The sequence below is a fragment of the Sphingomonas sp. CCH9-E2 genome, assembly GCF_001557215.1.
Taxonomy (GTDB): domain Bacteria; phylum Pseudomonadota; class Alphaproteobacteria; order Sphingomonadales; family Sphingomonadaceae; genus Sphingomonas.
This window is the reverse complement of the sequence record NZ_LSJM01000055.1, coordinates 1-18,825: the sequence shown is the minus strand read 5'-3', so window position 1 is coordinate 18,825 and position 18,825 is coordinate 1. Positions and strand designations below refer to the sequence as shown.

Here is an 18,825-nt window from a genome sequence, read left to right as displayed (position 1 = left end):
CGCGCGCTAATTTCATGTTGCACGCTGGCTAATCGCTGGCTATCACCCTACTTACAGCTGATCGCCCCCGGGCGGACGACGCTGCATCATTGAGCAGGGAGGTAGGCCGATGGCCACCGGAACCACGCGCGCACCCGTTGCGCGCGAACAGGAAGTTGCGTCCGCGCCACCCGCGTGGAAACTCACCCCCGAGGAAATCGACCGCGCGCTGCGCAACGGACCGCGCGTCACGCCGTCCAGGACCGACCCGTGGGTCGGAACGTCGGACGCTCCCTCGCGCTGGACCCGCCAGCAAAATGCCACCCTCCGCCGCGAACTCGACGTCGCCCGCGCCAGCGATGATCGCCGCGCCCGCGCCGTCATTTCCCGCCTCCGCGACCTTGAGCGCGTCGAGACGTTCGAACACCGCCGTGTCGTCGGTCGCACCGCCGACATGCGCACCATTTACGAAGTTACCACCTGCCCCCTGCTCGCCACCAGCCGAGACGGCAAGCGCGCGCTGATCGTCGCGCCGGGCGGCGACAAGCTGTGGGTCGATACTGCGCAACCCGGCACTGGCCATGACGCCGCAATGGTCGGTGCGATCGGTGCCTGCTGGCTAATCGCCGCCATCCTCGCCCCGATGGTGCTGGCATGACCACGGCCTATCCCTTGAGGTGGCCGCAGGGCTGGCCCCGGTCGCGGGTCCGCACCGCAGCGCCGTTCCACAAGAAGCGCGACACCGGGCGGGGCTACGCGCAGAAACAAGACGTCACGATGCGTCAGGCGCGAGACCAGCTCGCCCGCGAGCTCGCGCTGCTCGACGCGCGTAGCATCGTCCTGTCGACCAACGTCGAACTCAACTTGAACGGCGACCCGCGCGGCGACCGTGCCCGCCCGTCCGATCCGGGCGTCGCCTGCTATTTCAAGCTCAAGGGCCGCGACACCGTCCTTGCGTGCGACAAGTGGCTGCGCCCCGAGGATAACATCGTCGCCCTCGCCCGCCATATCGAGGCGCTGCGCGGTCAGGCGCGCTGGGGCGTCGGCTCGGTCGAGCAAGCGTTCACCGGCTACCAGGCGCTCCCCGCCCCCGAACAATGGTGGCAGGTGCTGGGGCTCCAGCCGAACGCGACCGTCGATCAGATCAACGCCGCGTGGAAGCGCCTCGCGATCGACGCGCACCCCGACCGGCCGGGCGGCTCCGAAGCCGCAATGGCCCGCATCAACGCCGCCCGCGACACCGCGATCGACAGCCTCACGCGCGGGGCCGGCCAATGAGCGTCGAATTCAACCTCACCGACAAGGCCGACCTCGAGATGGCGCGCTGGGATATCCGCCGCCACGTCCGCTTCGCGCTCGGGGTCACCAGCCGCGCCGCGCTCGACCTCGCTGCGGAGTTTCCGCGCGGGTCGCGCGCAGCCGATGTCAACGCCCGCCTCGACCTGATCGATCGCCTGATCGACCAGCAGATCGCGCGCATCGACCAGGCGGTGGAGCCATGAACCCGGCCGCGCAGCGCCAACCGAACGCCATCCCGCAATCCCGCCCGCTCGCCGGACCGCTCCGGCCGCGCGCGCTGGATGGCAGCTACCCCTTTCTCAATCACCGGACATGGGCCGAGATCCTCGCCGATGCCGGGCGGAGTGACGCCCATGCGTGACTATCAGGCATTTCTTGAAGCGAAGGTGCCCCAAGCGCAGCCCGCGGGCCTGCCCTGCGATCTCGTCGACGTCCGCGCCGAACTGGTCGACGGCCGTCCGATGCGCGACCACGTCCGCCCGATCGTCCGCTGGGCAGTCGAAGGCGGGCGCCGCGCACTGTTCGAGGCGTTCGGCCTGCACAAGACCGTCCAGCAGATCGAGATCCTCGACATCATCCTGCGCAAGCTGGAAGTGGCGGAAGGCTACAAGCCCGACGCTCTGATCGTCGCGCCGCTCGGCGTCCGCGCCGAATTTCTACACGACGCTGCGATGCTCGGCGTCGAGCTGCGCTTCGTGAAGTCGGACGCCGAGATCGAAGCGAGCGGGGATCAGGGTGGCATCTTCCTCACCAACTATGAGAGCATCCGCGAGGGCAAGATCACCATCGACCGCTTCCGGGCGGTCAGCCTGGACGAGGCGGATTGCCTGCGCTCCTACGGCTCCAAGACGTTCCAGACGTTCCTGCCCCTGTTCGAGAATGTCCCCTATCGCTTCGTCGCGACCGCGACCCCCTCGCCCAACCGCTACAAGGAGCTGATCCATTACGCCGGGTTCCTCGGCATCATGGACACCGGCCAGGCGCTGACCCGCTTCTTCCAGCGCAACAGCGAGAAGGCGGGTGACCTCACCCTCTACCCGCACAAGGAGGAGGAATTCTGGCTGTGGGTGAACAGTTGGGCGATCTGCCTGCAGCGCCCCAGCGACCTCGGCTTTTCCGACGAGGGCTACGAACTGCCCCCGATAGAGGTGCACTGGCATCAGGTCACCACCGACATTGCCAATGCCGGCGCGGACGCGCGCGGGCAAGGCCGCCTCCTGCGCGATGCCGCCATGGGCGTGCAGGAGGCGGCCCGCGAGAAGCGCACCACGCTGCACGATCGCGTCGCCAAGGTGGCAGAGATCGTCCAGGCGGACCCGGCCGACCACTTCATCCTCTGGCACGACCTTGAAGATGAGCGGAAGGCACTCGCCGCTGCGATCCCGGAGAGCGAGTTCGTCTACGGCACGCAGAAGCTCGACGCGCGTGAGGCGATCGTCGAGCGGTTCAAGGCGGGTACGCTGCGCAACCTTGGCGCCAAGCCGGTGATGATGGGCGCGGGCGGCAATCTCCAGCGCAACTGCCATCGCGCGGTGTTCGCAGGCGTCGGCTTCAAGTTCCGCGACTTTATCCAGGCGATCCACCGCATCCAGCGTTTCGGCCAGCCGCACCCCGTCCGCATCGACATCGTGCATGCCGAGACGGAGACGGAGGTGGTCCGCGACCTGCAGGCCAAATGGGCACAGCATGACGCGATGGCCGAGCGCATGAGCGGGATCATCCGCCGCTTCGGCCTGCAGCATGAGGTCGCGCTCTCCACCTTGCGGCGGTCGATCGGCGTCGAGCGCCGTGTGGTCACCGGCAATGGCTGGACGCTGGCGCATAACGATTGCGTGGATGAAGCCGCGCGGCTTGAGCCGGGATCGGTCGACCTGATCGTCACCTCCATCCCCTTTTCGAACCATTACGAATACACGCCGAGCTACAACGACTTCGGCCACACCGACGGCGACGATCACTTCTTCGCCCAGATGGACCACCTGACCCCGGCGCTGCTCAACGCGCTGGCACCCGGCCGCCTCGCCTGCATCCACGTCAAGGACCGGATCCTGTTCGGAAGCGTGACGGGGGAAGGCGTGCCGACCGTCAACCCGTTCCACGCCAAGGCGCTGTTCCACTATCTGCGGCACGGCTTCCAGTACCTCGGGATGATCCACGTCAACACCGACGTGGTCCGGGAGAACAACCAGACCTACCGCCTGTCCTATAGCGAGATGCTCAAGGACGGGACGAAGATGGGCGTCGGCTCGCCCGAATACGTCCTGCTGCTGCGCAAGCCGCAGAGCGACACCAGCCGCGCCTATGCCGACACGCCGGTGGTCAAGGATGCCGCCGACTACAGCCTCGCCCGCTGGCAGATCGACGCGCACAGCTTCTGGCGATCGAGCGGCAACCGGCCCGCGACGCCGGACGAACTGTCAAACATTGCTTGTCGGTTCGCCGAGATGCCCGTGGGCCAGCTGGTCAAGCAATTCCTGACCCAGACGCGCGACCTGATCCATGATCATGAGGCGCACGTCGCCATCGGCGAGACGATCGAGGCGCGCGCTGGCAGCGACGGCCGTGGCAAGCTCCCCCGCACCTTCATGAGCCTCGCCCCGGGCGCGCATCGTGATGACACCTGGGATGACATCGCGCGGATGCGCACGCTCAACGCCGAGCAGGTGCGCAAGGGTGCCGAGAAGCACGTCTGCCCGCTGCAGTTCGACATCGTCGATCGCCTGATCGACCGGTTCAGCATGAAGGGCGAGCTCGTGTTCGACCCCTTCGCCGGTCTCGGCACCGTGCCGATGCGCGCGATCGAGAAAGGGCGGCGCGGGTACGGCTCCGAACTCAACCCCGACTATTTCGCCTTCGCCTGCGGCTACCTCGCCGATGCCGAGAAGGCCGCATCGATCCCCAGCCTGTTCGACCTGCTCGATCTGGAGGCTGCGGAATGAGCGCACGACCGCGTCTCCGCGAAACGCCCGGCCAGGCCGCGAACACCGCGCATCGCTGGTGGCACGCCGCAGGCATTGCCGCCGCCGTCCCGCGCACGACCGACTGGTGCAGCCAGTGCGAGCGCCGCGTCACCCCTGAAGAAGCCAGCCGGTGCGCGTCGCGCTGGTGCAGCGTGAAAGGCTCCGCATGAAAATCGACCTCGCCAACATGCTGCGCCAGGCGCGCGGCGCAATCGACCCGAAGCGCGATCATGGGGCCTATGCCTTCGTGCTCGAAGAACTGGAGAAGCATGTCCGCATGGTTCGCTCCGGCGAAGCGACGCTCGACCAGTTCGCCGACCTCTACATGATCCGGCCCGAACAATGAGCGAGCCGGAAAACGGCTCACCCGCCGCCGCCATCATCGAGATGAAACAGCGCGTTCAGCATCATCGCTGGATCAACTTCGCCGCGCTCTATCTCGGCGTGCCCGCCCTCGCCCGCGCGCTCGACATCGAGGAGCGATCGATCCGCGCAAAGGTCTCCGGCGATCGGGGCACCAACGCCGACGACATCCGCGCGCTCGTCCCCGCCCTTGAGGCGCGCGCCACCGCCATTGCCACCCTGCTCGGCGACATCCGCGCCGCGCACCCCTGCCCGCCTGCTATCGAAAGGATCGACCGTTGACCAAAGCCCAGTCCCTTGAATTCGAGACCGGCGCGCTTGCCGCCGCCCTGCGCGAGGTGCGCGAGGCAGTCGAGCGCCGCAACACGATCGAGATTTGCGCAACCGTGCTGATCGAGGCCGGGCCGGACGGCGCGACGCTCACCACCACGGACCTCGACGTCATGATCCGGCGCTCGCTCCCCTGCGTCGCTGCCCAGCCGCTCCGATTTGCGGTCGATGCGATGCGCCTCACTGACATCGTCGGGACCTTCGCCGCCGGGAGCCAGACGCTTATCGAGATCGCGGATGGTTCAGCCCTTGTGCGGTCAGGCCGGTCGCGCACGCGCTTTGCGATACGCGAGGCGAGCGACTTCCCGATCATCGTCACCGGCAAGGCGGAAGCCACCTTCACCCTGCCCGGCCGGGCGCTGGCCGAATCCTTCGGCGCTGTCCGCCATGCGATCAGCACCGAAGAGGTCCGCTACTATCTCAACGGCATTTTCATGCACGTCGGTAAGGGCGACGGCCTGCGCTTCGCAGCTACAGACGGATATCGCATGGCGCGGCTGATCACGCCGATGCCCGCAGGTGCGGAAACGCTGCCCGACGCGATCGTGCCGACCAAAACGGTCAATCTGATCCTGAAACTCGCTGACAGCCGCGGCGACATCCCGTTCGAGATCGAGGTCAGCGACAAGAAAATCCGGTTCAGCGCGGGCGACGTGGTGCTGACTGCCAAATTGGTCGACGGCACCTTCCCCGATTACGACCGCGTGATGCCGGCTGCACCGACCTGCGCGGCTGTGATCGATCGCGATGCCCTCGCCGACGCCGCCGCCCGCATCGCGGTCACCACCAGCGACAAGGTCCGGGCGGCCAAGCTGACCATCGAAGCCGAGCGCATCTCGCTCTCGACCACCTCGCAGACCCACGGCGAGGCGGTGGATGAAGTCGGTTGCGAATTCGACGGCAAGCCGGGTTTCGAGATCGGCTTCAACCTGCGTTACCTGCGCGACGCCCTCGCCGCGATCGACGCGGACACCGTCCGCTTCGAGCTGACCGACGGCGCCGCACCCACCGCAATCAAAAGCACGGTTCCAGGCGGGCTCACCCTCGTCCTGATGCCGATGCGTGTCTGAGGGAAACGATCGATGTTTGAAGAAACCGAGTTCGGCGAGGTCGACGCCCAGTTCATTCGCGAAGCTGTTCGCTATGCGCTGGCCGGGGACTTGCCGATGGCCGCGATCATGTTCGACCGCGCGCTCGAAGGACACGACGAGGCGCGCCTGGCCGTGGAGGAAGAGTTCCGCTGGGCCAATGAACAGCGCGCTCGCGTGCAGGCGGTGGCAGCATGAGCGGGTCCCCCATTCCCATGGCCAACCTCGGCGACCTGCGCGTCTGGGCACACGGCATCATGCAGCGCGTGCCTGACTTCGTCATCGGCCCGGCTGACAACCCCTATCTGAGGCGATGGTGGATCATCCCCCGCAACCCGTGGTGCAACGTCTACCTGCACGAGATCCTGCGCAGCGACGACGATCGCGCGGGCCATGACCACCCATGGCCCAACACGTCGCTGCTGATCGACGGCGGCTATGAAGAGGTGCTTTACGACGAGTTCTCCCCGTGGCTGGAATATCAGCGCGTCCCGCGCAAGGCCGGTGACATCATTGTTCGCCAGGCGACCGACACGCACCGCCTGATCGTACCCGATGGCGGCCGCTGCGTCTCGCTGTTCATGACCGGCCCCAAGGAGCGCGAGTGGGGCTTCTGGTGCCCGGACGGCAAGGGCTGGGTCCACTGGCAGCAGTTCACCGGCGGCGAGCATGGCGAGCTGGTCGGGCGGGGGTGCGATGCGTGACGTGGTTCTTCGTCCCTGGCGTTGCCTGTCCCTCTGCGCAGGCGTCGGAGGTCTCGACCTTGGCATCCGACTGGCCGAGCCAGCGGCTCGCACCGTCTGCTACGTGGAGAGGGAAGCCCCGGCAGCCAGCATCCTGGTCGCGCGCATGGAAGACGGGTGGCTCCATCCGGCGCCTATCTGGTCTGACCTTGCCACATTCGACGCTGGAGCATGGCGTGGCGCAGTGGATTGCGTTGTGTCGGGCGACCCCTGCCAGCCCAACAGCGTCGCCGGACGTGGCCTCGGGGCCGACGACGATCGCTGGCTGCTTGATCGCGTCATCGACACCTTCGACCGCAGCGGGGCTCATCGTCTCTTCCGCGAGAACGTCCCGGGGAATGCGGACGGACAGCTCCGCGTGCTCGTCCCAGCACTGGAAAGACTGGGTTGCCGCGTTACGGTCGGACTGTTCAGCGCGAAGGAGCTTGGCCTCGCTCACGGGCGCGAACGGCTCTTCGTCATGGCCGACCGCGCGGGCGGAGGATTCGGAGAGCGCGGGACGGCGGCACAGCCGGGGCGTGTCGGACACGCTGACGGCGGTGAGCCGGGACTGGGCAGATCATTGGCAAACGCCGAGTGCGCAGCAGTTCGAGGCTGCGGATCTCGATCGCCTGTTACAGCGCCAGGCGGAAGCGAAAGCGAAGGGCACGAACGGGAACGGCTTTGGCCTTCCGCTCGCGAACGAAGTGCAGATCTGGACGAGAGACTGGGCCACCCCGAAGGCGATCACCGGAGGTGCCAATTCGAAGCGCAAGGAACGCGGCGCGGGCGGGCCGGACCTACAGGAGATGGTCAAGAACTGGCCGACGCCAACCGCATCGGACGACGAGCGGAAGGCGACGCAAGCGTCGCATCAGCGCATGCTTGCCCATGTTGCGCGGGACTTCCCCTCCTTACCCCCGGACCCAGCGACCCCCGTTGGCCCAACATCATCGCCCGAGCGCCGCACCTTGAACCCGCTGTTCGTAGAATGGCTGATGGGATGGCCGATCGGGTGGACCGCCTCCGCGCCTGTGGAAACGGCGTCGTCCCACTGGTGGCTGGCTATGCGTGGCGAACTCTCGAGGCTCGTCTCGCCGCCGACACCGCGCCAGCCGGCTATGTTCTGAGGGGGGCGGCATAATGCGTTCATCCGATGTCCGCGCGGCGCTCGCCCGCAAATTCTGCGCGCCGGAATACGCCCTGTTCTATGAGGTTGGTGACGCCACCGGCGGTCGCGCTCGCCGTTGGGCAGACGCCATCGCAATGGGCCTCTGGCCCTCGCGCGGGATCGCCCTGCAGGGTTTCGAGATCAAGGTCAGCCGCAGCGATTGGCTCAACGAGCTGCGCCAGCCGGCGAAGGCCGAGGCGATTGCTCGCTATTGCCGATATTGGTGGATCGTCACCCCACCCGACCTCGTCCGCGAGGGCGAGTTGCCCGAGAGGTGGGGGCACTATGAGGTTCGCGGCAACGGCCTAAAGGTTGTGCGCGCGGCGCCCCCCCTCGATCCCGTGCCGGTGTCTCCCGAGTTTCTGGCAGCGCTGCTCCGTCGGTCGGACGAACATGCCAGATCGACCGTTCGTGAGGCGATCGAAAAGGCGATGGTCGACGAACGCGCCGCGATCGGAAAGCGTATCGAGGATGAGGTCAAGCGCCGGACTAGGGCTGCAACAGACCGAGCGGAGACCGCCGAGGCTACGCTGAACGCGATCTATGCGGCGTGCGCTTTGGAAGCGCACGAGGTTAGTCGGCTGTTCTACAACGACGACTTCGCCCGCGCGGTTGCGGTCGTCCACCGGCTAGGCATCGCCAAGACCTATTCTGGCATCGCGCAGCTTGGCGAGCGCATCCGGCCGATGGCCGACGCGATCGACAGCTTCATCGCCGCACTTCCCACGCAACAGCAGGGGCAGCAGTGACCCGCTGGTATCGCGCCTATGAAGGAACCGTCACCGACCCGAAGCTGGGGGAGGCCGCGATGATCGCGGGCACCAGCCGGTCGGTGGCCATTGCCGCCTGGCACGCGCTGCTCGAAAGCGCGTGCGGGACGGGCGAGCGCGGCCGCTTTGCGACGACGCCCCGCCGCCTCGCCGTCATACTCTCCGAACCCCTCGACACCGTGACTGCGGTGCTCGACGCATTCGGCGAACTCGGCCTCACCACCGGCGACACCGTCGCCGCATGGTCACGCCGCCAATATGAGAGCGACAGCAGCACTGCCCGCTCTCGCTCCCACCGGGAACGGCGGCGCAACGGCGATGCAACGTTGCATCAGCGTCGCGCAACGGCCTCAGATACAGAAGCAGATACAGAAAGTTCGGATGCTAACGCATCCGGCGCCGGAGCGCCGCTTGCGCCCCCTACCCCTCCGCAACCCTTCGACATCCGCGCCGCCATCTTCGCGTCCGCCATCCCCATGCTGACCACAGCCGGGACGCCCGACCGGAATGCCCGCTCGCTCGTCGGACGCTGGCGGAAATCCCACGGCGATGGCGCCGTGCTCGACGCGCTTTCGGCCGCGCAGCTCGAAACCCCGTCCGACCCAGCCGCCTGGATCACCGCAACCCTGGAGCGCCGCAATGCCCCCCACCGACCTGCCCCAGCCGATCGCACACTTCGCGGATCGCGCCCTGACCCCAGCCTCTCCCTCTTCCGCGCCGCCGAGCGCGCCGAAGCGGAAGAAGCCCGTGCCGCCGGCCGTGGCGAAAATCGTGGCTGAACTCGGTTTCCGCTACCGGCCGAACGCGCAGGCGGACCTTGAGGCGCACGCCCACACGCTGCGGCTGTTGACCGAGGATCTCGCCGACGTGCCGGTATCGCTGCTCGAAGCGGCGGCCAGCCGCTGGGCAACGACCAAGCCGTTCCTGCCCCGCGCCAGCGAACTGATCGACCTCGCCGGGCAGATCGGCGCGTCGATGGTGCGCGGCACCCAGGCGGCGACCGACCAGCTGCAGGCTCACTGCGATCGGCTCAACGCGATCAGCCGACACCGCGAATACTTCATCACCGGCACCGCCCCCGACCGCCGCGTCGAAAGCCGCCCGCGCTAACCCCTCTTCTGGAGCTTCCTATGTCCGACAAACCTATCATCTGCATCGACTTCGACGGCGTCATCCACAGCTACGGCCGGGGGTGGCAGGACGGTTCGATCTACGGCCACGTCACCAACGGCTTCTGGCCGTGGGCTATCCGCGCGTCAGCGCTGTTCACCCTGATGATCTATTCGTCGCGATCGAAGACGCCCGAGGGCATCGCTGCGATGAGCGAATGGCTCGACCAGCAATGGGAGGAATACGCCTCACCTCGTCGGCCCCGCCCGGACCGGCCGGTCCTCGCATTTGCCCATGAGAAACCGCCTGCATTTCTGACGATTGACGATCGCGCGATCCAGTTTCGCGGCGACTGGGCCGACCTCAACCCAATGAAGCTGCAGGCGTATGAGGTCTGGAATAAGCCGTGGGATGAGGGCGCATGGCAGCGCGAGCAGCCCGAGCGCGACCGCCGCCGTGCAGCCGAGGATCTGGCGCGAGCTCCGTGGGCGGATCGGAAGGTGCCATGGTATCTGCGGATGCTTGGGGTTCCACGCGGCGCATACATGGGCGGTCGCAACCCGTCCTATCGCACCCGGTGGGGTGAGATCAGCTTTGGCTCTATGCTGTTCGCAGCCGTCGCCAAGCGACGCAACCTGCACCTCGCGATCCCCGGCGTGCAGGTATTCATCCGCCTGTCGCGCCGCGACGAGGATGGCTATTCCCTCGACAGCCCGGAATGGGGCGCGAGCTTCCGCTTCGGACAGGATTGGGGCGGCGCGAGCGGCTACGGCTCCCTCAGCTGGGGCCGCCGCCGCACTTCCTTCTCGCTGCCATGGGGCTGGAATAGCCGCCGGGGCGACTATCGGCGCGAGTATCTCGACGCGTCTGGCAACTGGCACCCGCACGACCGGATGCCCCGCGACTGGCACAGCACCGAAGCTGCCGCCGAGATGGGCCCGGCCCCGTGGGCAGAGGATTACACCTTCCACTACATGTGCCAGCCGTCGGGACAGGCGCAGCATGTCCCGACGACCCTGCACCGCGAGCGCTGCACATCGACCTACCGGATTCTCGGCGTCCCGGTCCGCCGCCGGGTCACCGACGAAATCGGGATCAGCTTCCACGAGGAGGTCGGCAACCAGCGCGGGTCTTGGAAGGGCGGGGTAGTCGGCACCGGAGCCAGCATGAAGCCAGGCGAAACGCCGGGCGAGACCCTGCGCCGCTTCCAGCGCGAGCATGCAGGCGGGAGGTTCGACCGGTGATTGTCGAACGCCTCGACGGGCCGCCTTACGAGCGCATTCAATGCCAGCTCCCCAAGGCCGAACTGCATGACCTCGGCTACAAAGGATATCGCGAGAAGCGCGCAACTTACAGCAGATCCGATCCGGAGACCTGCATGCGCAATGCGCGCTGGCGCGTCGATGGTCTCAACCTCTGCACCCAGCATGCCGGTAGTCGCGCACTCGATCATCTCGCTGGGCCAGCAGCCGGAGCAAACCAATGATCGAGGCCCTGCTTTCCATCGCCTTCGTCGCGGCCATCGCGGTCGCCGTCATCTATTTCCGCGCATGGGACGCGGTGAACCAGCCGGGAGAAGAAGAATGACCCCCGCCCCAGACTTTGCCGATATCGCCAGCCGCGCCGCCGCGCGCGGGATCATGGTCACCGCCGCCGGGGTCGAGGAGATCGCGGCGATGCTCGGTACTGTGTCAGTGCACGATGCGCTTGCCCCTTGGGCGGACCATCACGGCCCGCTGCCAGAATTCGATCATCCCGCCGCCTGCGTGTTCGACAGCGGCGTCCAGTATGCCGTCGAGCTCCTGGCCAAGGAGCTGGATGTAACCGACTGGACGCCTTGCGACGGCACTGAAGAGTATGACGGTGACCTTGGTGGAACGCTGATGAACATCGTTCGCGCCGCGATGCCAAAGGATCAGCACGGAGACCCGATGGACCCGAGCGAAGTCCGCGCCGCCCTCGCCTCCCAGCCCGCACCCGATGGGGGTGAGTTCGTCATGGTGCCGAGGGAGACGATTGCCGAGGACGCTTTCGCGCTCAACATGCACGACGATCAGGTTTTCGTCGCCGCATGGGCGCAGATGGAGCGTCGTGGATATATCTACGGCGATGATGCGCTCGAAAACGTGCATCTTGGCTGGCAACTGGCGCACGCCCTCGCCGCCTCCCCCTCCCGCCCCTCCGTAGAAGCCGAGCTTCGCGCCGATGTGGCGTTCTGGAAGCGCGAGGCCGCTGACCGATCGGAAGGCATGATCCAGCTCAATCTCGACCGCGCGGCGATGGGCGTCGGGCTCACGCAGCTGCGCGCTGCGCTGACCGCAGTGAGCGCCGTCCGCCCATCAAACTGGCAAGACAGCGACGATCCCGAGCAGGCCGCTGCATGGGCGCTCCTCGACGCAACGCTGCAAGAAACGGCACCGCTATGACCCGCGCAGGCAAACCCTGCCCTATCAAAGGCTGCACCGCGCACGCAAAGCCGAACCAACTGATGTGCTGGCCACACTGGCGACGCGTTCCCAAGGCTCTAAACCGGGCCGTGTTTGAGACCTATGCCGACGCCTCCGGCCGCGAGCTGGGCGGCGAAGCGCTACGCGAGGCGAGCGCTCGTTATCGCCAAGCGCGGGACGCAGCGATCGCGGCGGTCGAAGCGAAAGAGGCTAAGGAGTGACCCTCACCTTCGCCCCTATCCGCGACAAGATCGAGCGTGCGGCCCGCAATGGCGAGCGGCTGCACCTCGACCCTGCGCAGGTGCGCGCGTTGGTAAAATCCCCGATCTATGCGAAGCTGTGCGAGATGACAGCGGAGGAGTTTGCGTCCCAATGGCACGACGATCCGGCCCCGGCGGCGCAGGAAACGATAACCCCGCCCGCGTCGAGCTCGGCCCCTTCTGGCTCTGGCATCGCGCCGATCGCGACGACTGGAACATCTGCTGGTATGTCGACGGGGCCGATGGCCGCGGCCGTCGAACGGGCCGAAAGAGCACAGGCTTGGGAGGCCGTGGGCCGCAAGGACAGCCCCCGCAAGAAGCGATCGATGCCCTAGCGCAGCACTATGCCGCCTGGCGCAAGCCGGTCGCCGTCCCCCTCGCCCAGGCGTCGGTCGAATCGCTGTTCGTCGATTGGCTCGCCCATGTCGAAAAGAACAACGCCGACCCGCAGCGCGCGCGCGACGCCGTGCGCCAGTGGTTGATCTTCTTCGAGGGCGAGCGCCGCGCGGGCCGGATCACCTCCGGGCCCTATGTTTCCGACATCAACCGCGCCCTGTGCCAGCGCTACATCGACTGGCGCAAAGCCCAGCCGTCCCGGAAAGCTGGCCACAGGATCAGCGGCGCGACGATCAGCCGCGAGCTGGCAGCTATTCGCGCGACGCTCCGCCATGCGTGGGAGAATGAGATCATCCCGTCCGCCCCGTTCATCCCCGACGTGTCGGAGAAGGACAGGCCAGGGCCGAAGGATCTGATCTACACCCCGCAGCAGGTCGCCCGGATCCTTGAGGCGGCCATCCGCATCCCCGAACGATGGCACGTCCATCGCTTCGTGATGATCATGCTCTCGACGCACGGCCGTGGCGAGGCGATCATGGAACTCGACCTCGACCTTCAGCTGCGCGACGGCCTGATCTACTTCAACGCACCCGGCCGGGCGCAGACGAAGAAGCGCCGCTCGATCGTGCCGGTCGCACCAACCTTGGCGCCATGGCTGGAGGGCGAGACCGGGAAGGCGATTCGCTACCGGACCGAAGACAAGGACGGCAACGTCATCTTCCGCGACACCGCCAGCATCAAGACGTCGTTCGAGGCGTGCCTGATCGAAGCCGGGATTTGCGAGCAGGCGGTCGACGCGGACGGCAATCCGGTCTGGATCGAAGCCGGGCGCGGCTCGCTCTCAAAGCGCCGGCCAAAGATGCGCGGCATCGGCAGCCCGAACACGCTGCGCCACACGATCGCGACCGAGCTTCACAAGCGCGGCGTGCCGGACGCGCAGATCGACGCGGCGGCCGGGCATGCCGGCGTCGGCACGAACAAGAAGAACTACCGCCACCTGCGCCCGGATTACCTCAATGAGATGATCGAAGGCGTCGAGGATTTCTGGCGCGAGGTGGGCCAGTACACGACCGCGCATCTGCGATACCAGCGCGATACCAACGTCGTCGCATTCGGCGGAACGGCGCGGCGACGGACCTAAGGCAGATACGAAAAAGCCCGCATTTCTGCGGGCTCGATCGATGGTGGAGCCGAGGGGGATCGAACCCCTGACCTCTGCAATGCCATTGCAGCGCTCTCCCAGCTGAGCTACGGCCCCATCCGTTCCGGGAAGGCGATGGCCTTTAGCAGCCATCGCGCGGTGTGCAACCGCTTTTTTCCAGGTTTCAGGTTTCTTCGTCGGTATCGCCGGTATCGACGCCCAGGTCGTCGTCGCCGCCCAGATCGACGTCATCGTCGGGCGAACCTTCGGCGTCCTCGTCGATGTCCAGATCCTCGTCACCCAGATCCGTATCGTCCTTCTTGATCTTTTCAGCGTCCGCCTTGACCGCCTCGAACGGCAGCGGCTGTTTCGACTTCAGGATCGGCTCGGGCTCCCACGCATAGCCGCAGCTGATGCAGGTGACCGGCTCATCCTTGGTCAGATCATAAAAGCGCGTCGCGCATTTCGGGCAGCTCCGCTTCGTGCCCCATTCCGGCTTCACCATGTGGCGTTCCATGCCTTTTCGTTCAAAATTACTGGGATGACGGGAAACTAGTCCCCGCTGAAGTGGCGCGCGCCTTGCCATAGCGCAAGCCCCCTGTCAAAGCCGCCGCCAATGAGCGCACATTCTCCCCAGCCCCTCGCCATTTCCGCCCGCGGCCCGCTTCGCGGTACCGTTACCGTTCCGGGCGACAAATCGATCAGCCACCGTTCGCTGATGTTTGCCGGGTTGGCGGTCGGCGAAAGCCGGATCGAAGGGCTGCTGGAGGGTGAGGACGTCCTCGCCACCGCCGCCGCAATGCGCGCGATGGGTGCGACGATCGAGCGTGACGCCGACGGCATCTGGCACGTCGCGGGCGTCGGCGTGGGTGGCCTGCTGCAGCCCCAGACCGCTCTGGAGATGGGCAATTCGGGCACGTCGACCCGCCTGCTGATGGGCCTGGTCGCCAGCCACCCGATCACCGCGACCTTCACGGGCGACGCGTCGCTGTCGAAGCGCCCGATGGGTCGCGTAATCGATCCGCTGTCGGCGATGGGCGCGGAGTTCACCGCCAGCCCCGGCGGACGCCTCCCGCTCACCATGCGCGGCCTCTGCCCGGCAGTGCCGATCGAGTACACGCTCCCAGTCGCCTCTGCCCAGGTCAAGTCGGCCGTTCTGCTTGCTGGCCTCAACACGCCCGGCATAACCCGCGTGATCGAACCCGTTCCGACCCGCGACCATAGCGAGCGGATGCTGCGCGGCTTCGGCGCCGAGCTGACCGTCGAGGAAACGCCGCAGGGCCGCGTGATCGCGATTCGCGGCGAGGCGGAACTGAAACCGCAACAGATCGCCGTCCCCGGCGACCCGTCCTCCGCCGCCTTCTGGATGGTCGCGGCGTCAATCGCCCCCGGCTCCGACATCGTGATCGCCAATGTCGGCATGAACCCCACCCGCACCGGCATCATCACCGCGCTCAAGATGATGGGCGCGGATATTACCGAGCTGAACCCGCGCGAAGTGGGCGGCGAGCCAGTCGCCGACATTCAGGTCCGGCACGCCCCGCTGACGGCGATCGAGGTGCCGCCCGATCTCGCGCCCAGCATGATCGACGAATATCCGGTGCTGTTCGTCGCCGCCGCCTTTGCCAGCGGTCGCACCGTAGCGCGCGGGGCAGAGGAGCTTCGCGTCAAGGAGTCGGACCGAATCGCAGCGATGGTCGCCGCGCTTGTGCCCAATGGCGTGCAGCTCGAAGAGTTTGAGGACGGCCTGGCGATTCACGGCAATGGCGGTGACCTGCTGCCCGGTGGCGCACAGATCGCCTCGAAACTCGATCATCGTATCGCGATGAGCATGGCGGTGGCTGGACTCGGGGCGCGTGACGCGGTGACGATCGACGATGCCAGCCCGGTCGCGACCAGCTATCCGGGCTTCTTCCCCACTCTCGACCGACTGACCGACCACCAGCCATGATCATTGCCGTCGACGGACCTGCTGCATCGGGCAAGGGCACCATCGCCCGCGCACTCGCGCGCCATTATGCCCTCCCGCATCTCGATACCGGCCTGCTTTATCGCGCCGTCGCCGCGACCGTGCTGCGCGACGAGCTCGATCCGGCGCAAGAGGCGGACGCGGTCGCCGCAACCAGTTTCGACGACTTGCTCCTCGCCGACGAGTGGTTGCGCACCGATCAGGTCGGGCAGGCGGCATCGGTCGTCTCGGCCCACCCGCTCGTCCGCGCGGCACTGCTTCAGCGCCAGAAGCGGTTCGCGGCCCAGCCCGCCGGCGCGATCCTCGACGGGCGCGATATCGGCACCGTCATCGCGCCGGACGCCGACGCCAAGCTGTTCGTCAAGGCGACCCCAATGATCCGCGCCCGCCGCCGCCATGCCGAGCTGCGCAAGGGCGGCTCATCGGTGAGCCTCGACCGCGTGCTCGCCGATATCCGCGCCCGCGATGAGCGCGATAGCAAGCGCAGCGAAGCGCCATTGGTCGCCGCAACCGACGCGGCAGTGCTCGACACCAGCTTCCTGTCGATCGAAGCGGCGGTGCAAAAGGCGATTCAATTGGTCGACGCGCAGCTCGCGCAAAAGGCTTTGGCGCGCTGAATTTATTGCGTGGGTGGCTGCGCTGCCCGGGCGCGCATCGCGGCGAGCATCTGGATCTGGATCACCGCGCCCTGAATATCGCCGCGATAGCTCGCGCCGTCCGGGGTAAGCTGTAGCGCGCGCCGCAACCACGGGATCGCCGCTTCGGGCTGCCCCGCCCGCGCAAGCGCCATGCCGTAGAAAAAGGGCGGACCGGGATGCTTGGGCGCAAGCGCAACGCCACGCCGAAATGCGAGGCCGGCCGCCGGCGACATCGTCCCCTGATCCGCCTCGACCAATGTCATGCCAAGCCAGGTCCACAGCGCCGGCGCCTGCGGCGTCTGGCGCACGGCACCCAGCATCAGCCGCGCCGCCGTATCGGCCTTGCCCGACCGGATCAGCGCGTCTGCGGGGTAGAATGCGTAATCGAGCGCGGTGAACTGCCCAAACATCGCGGAGCGCAGCTCTCGCATCTTGGCCACGCCCTCCGCGTCCATCGCCACTGCCTTGCCCGCCGCAACGGGTGCGCCGGGGAGAGCGGGCCGCGCCTGCAGCGCATAGCCGGTCGCGCCTAGCATCAGTGCGGCCGCGCCAAAGCTCCACAGGCTGCGCGGCGCACCGAACAGTGCGAGCAGGCCGAACGCCACCGCGCCCACCAGCGCCAGCATCACCCATCCCATCAGCCACGCCTCCTGCGAAAACTGCCGCGCGCGATCCACAGCCCGAGCGCCAGCAACGCCAGCGGCGCGAGCCACAGCGGCGCGGTCGCCAGCGTCAGCGGCGGGTCATAGCTCACATAGCTGCCATAGCGTTCGATCAGCCAGTCGCGGATCGCATCCGGCTGTTCACCGGCCGCGATCCTCTGGCGCACGATGCGGCGCATGTCCGCCGCCATCGACACGTCGCTGTCGGCGATCGACTGGCCCTGGCAGACCAAGCAACGCAGCTCGAACATCAGTTCGGTCGCCGCCGCCTCCTGCCGCGCGTCGGGGAGCTGGTTATAGCCAAGATCGGCCGGTGCCGCCGAAGCAGCCAGCGCCAGGGCGAGCAACAGAGTCATCGCGCCGCCTCCAGCGCGGCGAGCAGCTTGGGCACGTCATCCTCGCGGATGTCGCCGATATGCTGCATCGCGATCCGGCCTTGGCCGTCGATCACGAAGGTTTCGGGCACGCCCGACGATCCGATCCCGATCTGCACCGCGCGCTGCCGATCGTCGCCAATCCGCGCATAGGGGTCGCCATGTCGCGCGAGGAACGCCGCCACCGCCTCCGGCGTATCGGCGATCGCAACCGCGTCGATCTCCACCCCGGCGGCCTTGAGCTGCATCAGCTGCGGCGCTTCCGCGATGCACGGCACGCACCAGCTGGCAAAGACGTTGAGCAACCGCGGCTTGCCGGTGGCAAGGTCCGTGCGGCTCAGGCCAGGCTTGCCCTGCACCATCGCGGGCAGCGCGAATTCGGGCAGTGGTTTGCCGACCAGAGCTGACTTCACCACCGCCTCTCCGCCGCCGCGCAGTCCGTACACCGCGACGGCGATCAGCGCGGCAAAGCCGATCAGCGGCAGCCAGAGCTTCCAGCGGCTCATTCCGCCTCCTCCCGCCGCCGAGCATTGCGCCGTTCGCGGAACAGCCGACCGAACAGCGACAGCGCGCCACCCAGCGCGATCAGTCCGCCGCCAAACCAAATCAACGTCACGAACGGCTTCCACCACAGCCGCAGCTGCCAGCGGCCCTGCGCGTCCTGCTCGCCCAGCACGGCATAAAGCTGCCCGTTCCAGCGGGTCTTGATCGCCGCTTCGGCGGTGTCGGTCGGGGGAGAAGCATAGAAGCGGCGCTGCGGACGCAACAGGATCGCCGGAGCGTCATCGCGCCGCGCTGTCAATCGCCCCTCGACCGCCGACCAATTGTCGCCGATTGCTGGGCCGACCCCGTCCAGCACCACGCGCCATGGTCCGACCTGATAAGGCTGGCCATAGACCGCCGCGACCAGTCGCTCCTTTGTGAACGCACTGTCCGCCGCCATTCCGGCCAGGCTCACCGCCACACCGAAATGCGCGACCACCATACCCCAGGTGAACAGCGGCGTGCGCAGCAGGTTGCGCTTCCACAGCGGCGCGAAGCTCGCGATCGCAAGTCCCGCGGCAAGACCAAGCGCCACCAGCTCCATCCAGCCCGTCTCCGGTACCAGCACGAACACCGCCGCCATCGCCAGCATCGTTGCCGCCACCGGCACGGTCAGCTTCGTGAGCACCGCATTGGCGTCGTCGCGCCGCCACTTCAGTAGCG

The 18,825-nt window shown here is 67.2% G+C and carries 28 protein-coding genes, 1 tRNA gene and 1 pseudogene; 24 read left to right on the top strand and 6 right to left on the bottom strand.

The genetic code is table 11. The features are described 5' to 3' along the window. Positions 1-109: 109 nt before the first annotated feature. From AX681_RS02930 to AX681_RS02840, 22 genes and pseudogenes are all read left to right on the top strand, one after another. Positions 110-637, top strand: coding sequence for a hypothetical protein (locus AX681_RS02930; protein WP_066681692.1), 528 nt, complete (start codon positions 110-112; stop codon positions 635-637). Further along, on the top strand, positions 634-1,257 hold the full coding sequence (locus tag AX681_RS02925) for a J domain-containing protein (RefSeq protein ID WP_066681689.1): 624 nt from the start codon (positions 634-636) through the stop codon (positions 1,255-1,257). The genes AX681_RS02930 and AX681_RS02925 overlap by 4 nt, the downstream gene beginning before the upstream one ends. Further along, complete coding sequence (locus tag AX681_RS02920; RefSeq protein ID WP_066681686.1) at positions 1,254-1,481, top strand: hypothetical protein; 228 nt, start codon at positions 1,254-1,256, stop codon at positions 1,479-1,481. Before AX681_RS02925 ends, AX681_RS02920 begins: the two co-directional genes overlap by 4 nt. Then, the gene (locus AX681_RS21745; protein WP_156456012.1) at positions 1,478-1,639 is read left to right on the top strand and encodes a hypothetical protein; all 162 of its coding nucleotides are present in this window, start codon (positions 1,478-1,480) and stop codon (positions 1,637-1,639) included. Before AX681_RS02920 ends, AX681_RS21745 begins: the two co-directional genes overlap by 4 nt. Next, positions 1,632-4,217 (top strand): DNA methyltransferase, encoded by a 2,586-nt coding sequence (locus AX681_RS02915; RefSeq protein WP_066681679.1) that lies wholly within the window; start codon positions 1,632-1,634, stop codon positions 4,215-4,217. Before AX681_RS21745 ends, AX681_RS02915 begins: the two co-directional genes overlap by 8 nt. Continuing rightward, a complete protein-coding gene (locus AX681_RS21740) occupies positions 4,214-4,408 on the top strand; it encodes a hypothetical protein (RefSeq protein ID WP_156456010.1) in 195 nt (64 codons plus the stop codon). The genes AX681_RS02915 and AX681_RS21740 overlap by 4 nt, the downstream gene beginning before the upstream one ends. Next, positions 4,405-4,584: a hypothetical protein gene (locus tag AX681_RS02910; protein ID WP_156456008.1), complete on the top strand. Its 180-nt coding sequence runs from the start codon at positions 4,405-4,407 to the stop codon at positions 4,582-4,584. Before AX681_RS21740 ends, AX681_RS02910 begins: the two co-directional genes overlap by 4 nt. Next, positions 4,581-4,883 carry a hypothetical protein gene (locus AX681_RS02905; protein WP_066681673.1) on the top strand — a complete coding sequence of 101 codons (303 nt, stop codon included), beginning with the start codon at positions 4,581-4,583 and terminating at the stop codon, positions 4,881-4,883. The genes AX681_RS02910 and AX681_RS02905 overlap by 4 nt, the downstream gene beginning before the upstream one ends. Then, positions 4,880-6,001, top strand: coding sequence for a DNA polymerase III subunit beta (dnaN, locus tag AX681_RS02900; RefSeq protein ID WP_066681670.1), 1,122 nt, complete (start codon positions 4,880-4,882; stop codon positions 5,999-6,001). The genes AX681_RS02905 and dnaN overlap by 4 nt, the downstream gene beginning before the upstream one ends. Before the next feature lie 12 nt (positions 6,002-6,013). Then, entirely contained in the window at positions 6,014-6,217 is a 204-nt protein-coding gene (locus AX681_RS02895) for a hypothetical protein (RefSeq protein WP_066681663.1), read from the top strand. Then, positions 6,214-6,723: a hypothetical protein gene (locus AX681_RS02890; RefSeq protein ID WP_066681660.1), complete on the top strand. Its 510-nt coding sequence runs from the start codon at positions 6,214-6,216 to the stop codon at positions 6,721-6,723. The genes AX681_RS02895 and AX681_RS02890 overlap by 4 nt, the downstream gene beginning before the upstream one ends. After that, a pseudogene (locus AX681_RS23485) lies at positions 6,689-7,219 on the top strand (DNA cytosine methyltransferase); the annotation flags it as partial. The gene AX681_RS02890 and the pseudogene AX681_RS23485, both read left to right, overlap by 35 nt. A gap of 61 nt (positions 7,220-7,280) precedes the next feature. Next, entirely contained in the window at positions 7,281-7,871 is a 591-nt protein-coding gene (locus AX681_RS22765) for a hypothetical protein (protein WP_066681651.1), read from the top strand. 13 nt (positions 7,872-7,884) lie between these two features. After that, positions 7,885-8,661, top strand: coding sequence for a hypothetical protein (locus tag AX681_RS02875; RefSeq protein WP_066681647.1), 777 nt, complete (start codon positions 7,885-7,887; stop codon positions 8,659-8,661). After that, positions 8,658-9,461 (top strand): hypothetical protein, encoded by an 804-nt coding sequence (locus AX681_RS02870; RefSeq protein WP_066681644.1) that lies wholly within the window; start codon positions 8,658-8,660, stop codon positions 9,459-9,461. Before AX681_RS02875 ends, AX681_RS02870 begins: the two co-directional genes overlap by 4 nt. Continuing rightward, positions 9,454-9,792 carry a hypothetical protein gene (locus tag AX681_RS02865; RefSeq protein ID WP_156456006.1) on the top strand — a complete coding sequence of 113 codons (339 nt, stop codon included), beginning with the start codon at positions 9,454-9,456 and terminating at the stop codon, positions 9,790-9,792. The genes AX681_RS02870 and AX681_RS02865 overlap by 8 nt, the downstream gene beginning before the upstream one ends. Before the next feature lie 20 nt (positions 9,793-9,812). Further along, positions 9,813-11,036 carry a hypothetical protein gene (locus tag AX681_RS02860; protein WP_066681638.1) on the top strand — a complete coding sequence of 408 codons (1,224 nt, stop codon included), beginning with the start codon at positions 9,813-9,815 and terminating at the stop codon, positions 11,034-11,036. Beyond that, positions 11,033-11,278 carry a hypothetical protein gene (locus AX681_RS02855; protein ID WP_066681635.1) on the top strand — a complete coding sequence of 82 codons (246 nt, stop codon included), beginning with the start codon at positions 11,033-11,035 and terminating at the stop codon, positions 11,276-11,278. Before AX681_RS02860 ends, AX681_RS02855 begins: the two co-directional genes overlap by 4 nt. A 97-nt stretch (positions 11,279-11,375) precedes the next feature. Beyond that, a complete protein-coding gene (locus AX681_RS02850; protein ID WP_066681633.1) occupies positions 11,376-12,218 on the top strand; it encodes a hypothetical protein in 843 nt (280 codons plus the stop codon). Beyond that, positions 12,215-12,460 (top strand): hypothetical protein, encoded by a 246-nt coding sequence (locus AX681_RS22280; RefSeq protein WP_197424214.1) that lies wholly within the window; start codon positions 12,215-12,217, stop codon positions 12,458-12,460. The genes AX681_RS02850 and AX681_RS22280 overlap by 4 nt, the downstream gene beginning before the upstream one ends. After that, entirely contained in the window at positions 12,457-12,834 is a 378-nt protein-coding gene (locus AX681_RS22275; protein ID WP_066681630.1) for a hypothetical protein, read from the top strand. The genes AX681_RS22280 and AX681_RS22275 overlap by 4 nt, the downstream gene beginning before the upstream one ends. Then, on the top strand, positions 12,780-13,976 hold the full coding sequence (locus tag AX681_RS02840; RefSeq protein WP_066681628.1) for a tyrosine-type recombinase/integrase: 1,197 nt from the start codon (positions 12,780-12,782) through the stop codon (positions 13,974-13,976). Before AX681_RS22275 ends, AX681_RS02840 begins: the two co-directional genes overlap by 55 nt. A 41-nt stretch (positions 13,977-14,017) precedes the next feature. Here AX681_RS02840 and AX681_RS02835 read toward each other — a convergent pair. Together AX681_RS02835 and AX681_RS02830 are read right to left on the bottom strand one after the other, a co-directional pair. Then, positions 14,018-14,093: transfer RNA gene (locus AX681_RS02835), tRNA-Ala, on the bottom strand. 67 nt (positions 14,094-14,160) lie between these two features. After that, complete coding sequence (locus AX681_RS02830; RefSeq protein WP_066681784.1) at positions 14,161-14,481, bottom strand: FYDLN acid domain-containing protein; 321 nt, start codon at positions 14,479-14,481, stop codon at positions 14,161-14,163. Positions 14,482-14,592: 111 nt separating this feature from the next. Here AX681_RS02830 and aroA point away from each other — a divergent pair, with 111 nt between their 5' ends. Together aroA and cmk are read left to right on the top strand one after the other, a co-directional pair. Then, positions 14,593-15,927 (top strand): 3-phosphoshikimate 1-carboxyvinyltransferase, encoded by a 1,335-nt coding sequence (gene aroA / locus AX681_RS02825; protein ID WP_066681625.1) that lies wholly within the window; start codon positions 14,593-14,595, stop codon positions 15,925-15,927. Beyond that, a complete protein-coding gene (gene cmk / locus AX681_RS02820; protein ID WP_066681623.1) occupies positions 15,924-16,562 on the top strand; it encodes a (d)CMP kinase in 639 nt (212 codons plus the stop codon). The genes aroA and cmk overlap by 4 nt, the downstream gene beginning before the upstream one ends. A 2-nt stretch (positions 16,563-16,564) precedes the next feature. Here the strand turns inward: cmk and AX681_RS02815 are convergent, their stop codons facing one another. The 4 genes from AX681_RS02815 to AX681_RS02800 all read right to left on the bottom strand — a co-directional run. Further along, entirely contained in the window at positions 16,565-17,260 is a 696-nt protein-coding gene (locus tag AX681_RS02815; RefSeq protein ID WP_156456000.1) for a tetratricopeptide repeat protein, read from the bottom strand. Beyond that, entirely contained in the window at positions 17,221-17,601 is a 381-nt protein-coding gene (locus tag AX681_RS02810) for a cytochrome c-type biogenesis protein (protein WP_066681618.1), read from the bottom strand. Before AX681_RS02810 ends, AX681_RS02815 begins: the two co-directional genes overlap by 40 nt. Beyond that, entirely contained in the window at positions 17,598-18,125 is a 528-nt protein-coding gene (locus AX681_RS02805; RefSeq protein ID WP_066681617.1) for a DsbE family thiol:disulfide interchange protein, read from the bottom strand. Before AX681_RS02805 ends, AX681_RS02810 begins: the two co-directional genes overlap by 4 nt. After that, on the bottom strand, positions 18,122-18,825 hold a 704-nt coding region (locus AX681_RS02800), incomplete at its 5' end, for a cytochrome c-type biogenesis CcmF C-terminal domain-containing protein (RefSeq protein ID WP_331709978.1). The genes AX681_RS02805 and AX681_RS02800, both read right to left, overlap by 4 nt.